Origin of the sequence: Mycobacterium sp. 1245499.0, assembly GCF_001673615.1 — a bacterium.
In the GTDB taxonomy this organism is placed as follows: Bacteria; Actinomycetota; Actinomycetes; order Mycobacteriales; family Mycobacteriaceae; genus Mycobacterium; species Mycobacterium europaeum_A.
Genome location: NZ_LZMG01000072.1, coordinates 1 through 5,953, shown reverse-complemented (window position 1 = coordinate 5,953; position 5,953 = coordinate 1). Strand labels below are relative to the sequence as shown.

Sequence of the window (5,953 nt, the reverse complement as noted above, 5' to 3'; positions counted from 1 at the left end):
AGTTCGCTCCGCCTCACCCAAGGAGACTTCGATGCCGCTGTTCATCAGCTACTCGAGCCAAGACAGGTCGACGGTCGACGCCCTGACCACCGCGCTGCGGCGCGGACAGCAGCAGGTGTGGTTCGACCAGGAGCTCGGCGGCGGGGATTCCTGGTGGAACAAGATCTTGGAGCAGATCCGCTCGTGCGACGTGTTCATCGTCGCGCTGTCGAACAACTGGCTGCAGTCCAAGCCCAGTCAGGCCGAGTTGCGCTACGCGAGGGCCCTGAACCGGCCGATCCTTCCCGTGCGCATCGGCGACGTCGACAGCATGCGCGTGAATCCCCTTGCGGCATTGCAGATCATCGACTACCGCGAGCCGACCGTCGACGCCGGCATCCAACTGGTCACCGCGGTGCACGCCCTGCAGAGCAAGCCGGTGCCGTTGCCGGATCCGCTGCCCGAAGAGCCACCGGTGCCGTTCGGGTACATCACGCGGCTGGGCAATATCCTCGCCGAAAAGGAGCTCAGCCCGCAGCAACAAACGCAACTGCTGATCGAACTGCGGTCCGGGCTCGACGAGGACGGTGACGACCCCAGCGCCCGCGGTGACATCGGCCAGCTGCTGCGCATGCTGCGCCTGCGCCACGATGTCACCTACCGCACCCGCACCGAAATCGACAACGTACTGGCCGAAATCGAGGCCAAGAACAACGCGGCGGACGCACCGGCAACCGGCGCCACGGAGCAGGCGGCGGCGACCGCAGCGAAAGCGCCGGCCGGGCCCGCGCCCTCCGCCGGGCCGTCGGCCAAGGCCCCCGTCCCGCCCGCGGCGGGCACCGGGTCGAACAAGCGGCTGCTGATCATCGGCGGTGCCGCCGTCGCGGTGATCGCCGCGATCGCGATCGTCGTCGTGTTGGCAACGCAGGGCGGCAAAACCAAGGCACCCAAGGCCGGCCCCAACTCGGCCACGGACGCCGGATCAGCGGCGGCAGCCGGTTCGGGCCCGACGGCCGCGAACGGCGCGAAGCTGGACTCCTATCTGCTCGGCCCCGCCGAGGTCGGCGCCATCATCGGCGACCAGAACCTGGTGGTCTCCGAGAAGGCCGGGCAGCTTCGCAACCTGAGGGCGACGCTGTCCAACCCGAACTGCAAAAACGCCTGGGAGCCCATCGAGAGCTCGGTCTATCAGGGAGCCGACGGCTACACCGCGGTGAGTGGGCAGGCCGTACACACCGCCGGCGAGAACCCGCCGCATCGGGTGTACGAAGCGGTTGCGGCGTTCTCGTCGCCCGAGAAGGCCGCGGCGTTCGTGGCGGCGACGGCCGAGAAGTGGCGGGCCTGCGCGGGTCAGTCGATCACCATGAGCTTCAACGGCAAGTCGTCGGGCTGGGCGTTCGGTGAGGTCACCGGCGCCCCGCCCAAGGTCTATCAGCAGAGAACGGAAGCGGACGGGACCCGGGTCTGCCACCACGCGTTGCACGCGGCGTCCAGCGTCGTCGTCGACCTGCTGGTGTGCGGCCCGGATGCCGGCACCGGTCAGGCCGGCAAGCTCGCCGGGGAGATCGCCGCGAAGGTGAACCAGTAACCGCCCCGGACATGGATCGGCCCCCGAGCCGTATTCCAGGTTGGACAAACCGGAAGCTCGGGGGCCGGGTGACTGCGGGGAATTCGCTAGCGCACGCGTGACGCCAGCTCTTCCGAGCAGGTGCTGCTAGCGCGCAGCCACCTCACATGTCCATGAAGCTATCAATTTCGCGGACCACCTCCTTCCTTGTGTACGGCCGACCGTACCCGCGGATCGGCCAGCCGACAACAGAATTCAGCGCTCAGCGATCGCTGACGATGGCGGCGTCGATCAGTTCGGCGAATTCCGCGGCCATCGGCGCCGGCGGCAGCGCGCGGCCGTCGAGCGTGTGCACACGGGCGGCCAAGGTCATGCTGGAGATCAACCAAACGCCCTGGGCGGCAACCATATCCGCGACGCGCAGCGCCCGGTAGTCGCAGTCATAGCCCTTGTCCCTGGCCACCTCGAACAGCGCCTGCTGGGTGGTGCCGCGCAGGATCGGATACCACGGCGGCGGAGTCAGTAGGCACGGATGATCCTCCGGCGTCTCGGGGGCCGTGGCGATCACCACAGTCGAGCGAGGGCCTTCCAGGATGTAACCGTCGGTGCTGACGAAGATCACGTCACCGGCGCCCTGACGGGCGGCATGGCGCAGGGCCGCCATATTCACCGCGTAGGACAGGGTCTTGGCGCCGGCCAGCAGCCACGGCATCGCGTCGACGCCGATGGCGGGCAGCCCGCGATCGAGCGTGATCGCCGCCAGCCCGCCCCGCCGGACCGCCGTCACGCGGTCGGGGACGGCGTTGACCATGACGTAGGCCGTCGGCGCCGACCCGCCCTCGCGGCCCCGGCTGTAGATCAACCGCATCGCGCCCTCTTCGGCGTTGTCCGCGCACCACTGCCGGGTGGCCGCCTCGACCGCGCTTCGCCACCGCGGCAGATCGGGTGCGGGCAGATCGGTCAACGCGGCGGACTGGGTCAGCCGCTGTAGATGCGGCTCGATCAGGCAGGCCCTGCCGTCGCGGACCAACAGCGTCTCGAACACACCGTCACCGCGGACCGCCGCCAGGTCGTCGGCGTGCAGCAGCGGCGCGTCGGGCGAACGTATTTCGCCGTCCAGCGTGACGATCACACCCGTCTGGCCCGCCATGGTCGAAAAGCCTATCCAATGCGGCCAAGGGGGCCCGCGTCGCGACCGCGTCCACGTGGGACCTCGCGAACGTGGAGCTAGCCGCACATTCGGCTCCGAGTGTGAAGCCAGTTTCACACTCGTTGGGGACGTGCGGCGGTCCGTAGAGTTGACTCGTGACCCACCCCGTCCCCGCACCCGAAACCGGACCCGACCCCGGTGCCGTCTGGCATTACGGCGATCCGCTGGGCGAGCAGCGCGCGGCCGACACCGACGCGATAGTGGTGGACCGCTCGCACCGCGGCGTGCTCACCTTGACCGGCAAGGACCGGCAAACCTGGTTGCACAGCATTTCGACGCAATTCGTCAGCGACCTCCCCGAGGGTGCCAGCACGCAGAACCTCAGCCTCGACGGCCAGGGCCGCGTCGAGGACCACTGGATCCAGACCGAGCTCGGCGGCACCACCTACCTGGACACCGAGCCGTGGCGGGCCGAGCCGTTGCTGGCATACCTGCGCAAGATGGTGTTCTGGTCCGAGGTCACCCCGGCCGGCGCCGAGCTGGCCGTGTTGTCGCTGCTCGGCCCGAAACTGGCTGACCAAGCGATTCTCGACGCGCTCGGGGTGGATGCGCTGCCCGCCGAGCTGACGGCAGTTCCCACCGGCGACGGCTTCCTGCGCCGGATGCCGGGCACCCCGGCCGGCCGGCTGGAGCTGGACCTGCTGGTGCCGCGCGCCGCGGCGGACGAGTGGCGAAAGCGCCTGACGCAGGCCGGAGTGCGACCGGGCGGGGTGTGGGCCTACGAAGCCCACCGGGTCGCGGCCCTGCGCCCCCGCCTCGGCGTCGACACCGATGAGCGCACGATTCCGCACGAGGTGGGGTGGATCGGGGGCCCCGGTGTGGGGGCCGTCCACCTGGACAAGGGGTGTTACCGCGGGCAGGAGACGGTCGCGCGGGTGCACAACCTGGGCAGGCCGCCGCGGATGCTGGTGCTGCTGCACCTCGACGGCTCGGTCGACCGGCCGTCGACCGGTGACCCGGTGCTGGCCGGCGGCCGCACCGTCGGCCGTCTCGGCACGGTGGTCGACCACGTGGATCTCGGTCCGATAGCGCTGGCGCTGCTCAAGCGCGGGCTGCCCGCCGAGACGGAATTGGCGACCGGACCGGACGCCTCGGTCGCCGCGGTGATCGACGCCGATTCGCTGCCCGCAACCGAACAAATCGGCGCGGGGCGGCTAGCTGTTGAACGGTTGCGGGGCGGTGCGGGATAATGAACGGTAACGTCCGCCACAGCAAGTAGGGGGCGCCAACGCCCGGTGGCGGGGCACGGTAAACTGTTGGCAGGACAATACGACACCAGGAGATCGGAGCCGCCTACTCGTTAGGCCGCTCCGTTATTGCGCGAGGGGGTTCCCCCATGGGCCGCGGCCGGGCTAAGGCAAAGCAGACCAAGGTTGCTCGAGAACTCAAATACAGTTCTCCACAGACCGACTTCCAGCGGCTTCAGCAAGAGCTGTCCGGATCGGGTTCGGACGACTCCAGTGACCTGGACAGCGACGGATCCGACGAATCCTGGGACGACCAGGACAGCTGGCGTCGCTAAGACCAACGCCCCGGCGCCGATGCGTAGTGCACCGGCGCCGCGTTAGTTCTGCCGGAGCACAAGCTTTCTAAAACCTCGGGTGCAGACCGACCATCTTGGCCCGTGGGCCTTCTTTTCCGCCTTTGCCCACGGTGCCCAGCACCCAGCAGTCCAGGTGCCGGGCGGTCAGGATGGCCAGGGCCCGGTCGGTGTCCTCGGGGGCCACGATGGCGATCATGCCGACGCCCATGTTGAACGTCTTTTCCATCTCCTCGCGGGTCACCCGCCCGCGCTGGGCGATCATGGCGAAGACAGGGGCGGGCGTCCAGGTCCCGCGATCCATCTCGGCGACCAGGCCGTGCGGGATGACGCGTTGCAGGTTGCCGGCCAGCCCACCGCCGGTGACGTGGCAGAAGGTGCGCACGTGGGTTTCGGCCGCGAGCGCCAGGCAGTCCTTGGCATAGATGCGGGTGGGTTCGAGCAGCTCTTCACCCAGCGTCCGGCCGAACTCCTCCACATATCCCTCGAGGTTCATCCGGTCGATCTCGAGCAACACGGTGCGCGCCAACGAATATCCGTTGGAATGCAGACCCGACGAACCCATCGCGATGATGACGTCGCCCGGTTTGACCCGGTCGGGCCCCAGCACGTCGTCGGCCTCGACGACACCGATGCCGGTGGCCGAGATGTCGTAGTGGTCCGGTTCCATCAGGCCGGGGTGTTCGGCCGTCTCGCCGCCCAGCAGCGCGCAGCCGGCCCGCACACATCCCTCGGCGATGCCACTGACGATGGCGCTCAACCGTTCCGGCACCGTCCGGCCCACCGCGATGTAATCCTGCAGGAACAGCGGCTCGGCGCCGCACACCACAAGGTCGTCGACCACCATGGCCACCAGGTCCAGCCCGACGGTGTCGTGCTTGTCCATCGCCTGGGCCACCGCCAGCTTGGTGCCGACGCCGTCGGTGGAGGCCGCCAGCAGCGGCTCGCGATAATCGCCACGTAGAGCGAACAGGCCGGCGAATCCGCCCAAGCCGCCCCGGACCTCGGGTCGCGTGGCTTTCGTCGCCAGCGGCTTGAACAATTCGACGGCGCGGTCGCCGGCTTCAATGTCCACCCCGGCCGACGCGTAGGTGATGCCCTGACTGCCTTGGTGGCGTCCTGGACTCTTTCCGGGATCCGTCATCGCGATAAAGGCTACCGGGCGGCACCGACGGCCGGTATCAAACGTCGGTGAAGGAGCGCAACCGAGTTCCTCAGTGCACGACCGGCACTTCGTCGGGCGCGAGTTCCTCGAGCCCGGCGCCGCGGGCGGCGTTGGCGAGCATGTGCTCGATGACGTTCTTGCCCAACGCCGTTTCCCCGGGCAGTTCGATCGGGTACTGGCCGTCGAAGCAGGCGGTGCACAGCCGCGAGGCCGGCTGCTCGGAGGCCGCCACCAGGCCGCGCAGCGAGATGTAGCCCAGCGAGTCGGCGCCGATGGCATGCCGCACCGCCTCGAGCATCTCCTTCTTGTCCTCGACCGCGTTGGCGATCAGCTCCGCCGGTGACGGGAAGTCGATGCCGTAGAAGCAGGGCCATTTGACCGGCGGTGAGGCGATCCGCACGTGCACTTCGACGGCGCCGGCCTCGCGCAGCATCCGCAACAGGGCACGCTGGGTGTTGCCGCGCACGATCGAGTCGTCGACGACGATGAGTC

5 protein-coding genes and 1 pseudogene are annotated in these 5,953 nt (G+C 68.8%); 3 read left to right on the top strand and 3 right to left on the bottom strand.

From position 1 onward, the window contains the following. Window positions 1–1,567 (top strand): sensor domain-containing protein (locus A5646_RS03585; RefSeq protein WP_231998229.1); only part of this gene is annotated, 1,567 nt, incomplete at its 5' end. Window positions 1,568–1,808: 241 nt separating this feature from the next. Here A5646_RS03585 and A5646_RS03580 read toward each other — a convergent pair. Continuing rightward, on the bottom strand, window positions 1,809–2,678 hold the full coding sequence (locus A5646_RS03580; RefSeq protein ID WP_082984618.1) for an aminodeoxychorismate lyase: 870 nt from the start codon (window positions 2,676–2,678) through the stop codon (window positions 1,809–1,811). Window positions 2,679–2,851: 173 nt separating this feature from the next. On the opposite strand from A5646_RS03580, the gene A5646_RS03575 reads away from it, so the two are divergent. Together A5646_RS03575 and A5646_RS03570 are read left to right on the top strand one after the other, a co-directional pair. Further along, on the top strand, window positions 2,852–3,946 hold the full coding sequence (locus A5646_RS03575) for a folate-binding protein YgfZ (RefSeq protein WP_067019906.1): 1,095 nt from the start codon (window positions 2,852–2,854) through the stop codon (window positions 3,944–3,946). Between the two features lie 146 nt (window positions 3,947–4,092). Then, entirely contained in the window at window positions 4,093–4,278 is a 186-nt protein-coding gene (locus A5646_RS03570; RefSeq protein WP_066865508.1) for a DUF3073 domain-containing protein, read from the top strand. Window positions 4,279–4,345: 67 nt separating this feature from the next. Here A5646_RS03570 and purM read toward each other — a convergent pair whose 3' ends face one another. Together purM and A5646_RS03560 are read right to left on the bottom strand one after the other, a co-directional pair. Next, the gene (gene purM / locus A5646_RS03565) at window positions 4,346–5,440 is read right to left on the bottom strand and encodes a phosphoribosylformylglycinamidine cyclo-ligase (RefSeq protein ID WP_066880648.1); all 1,095 of its coding nucleotides are present in this window, start codon (window positions 5,438–5,440) and stop codon (window positions 4,346–4,348) included. 70 nt (window positions 5,441–5,510) lie between these two features. Next, a pseudogene (locus A5646_RS03560) lies at window positions 5,511–5,953 on the bottom strand (amidophosphoribosyltransferase); the annotation flags it as partial.

Excerpts from the sequence above, each read along its gene's own strand:
- A5646_RS03570 (WP_066865508.1), top strand. The coding sequence starts at position 4,093 with ATGGGCCGCGGCCGGGCTAAGGCAAAGCAGACCAAGGTTGCTCGAGAA.
- purM (WP_066880648.1), bottom strand. The coding sequence starts at position 5,440 with ATGACGGATCCCGGAAAGAGTCCAGGACGCCACCAAGGCAGTCAGGGC.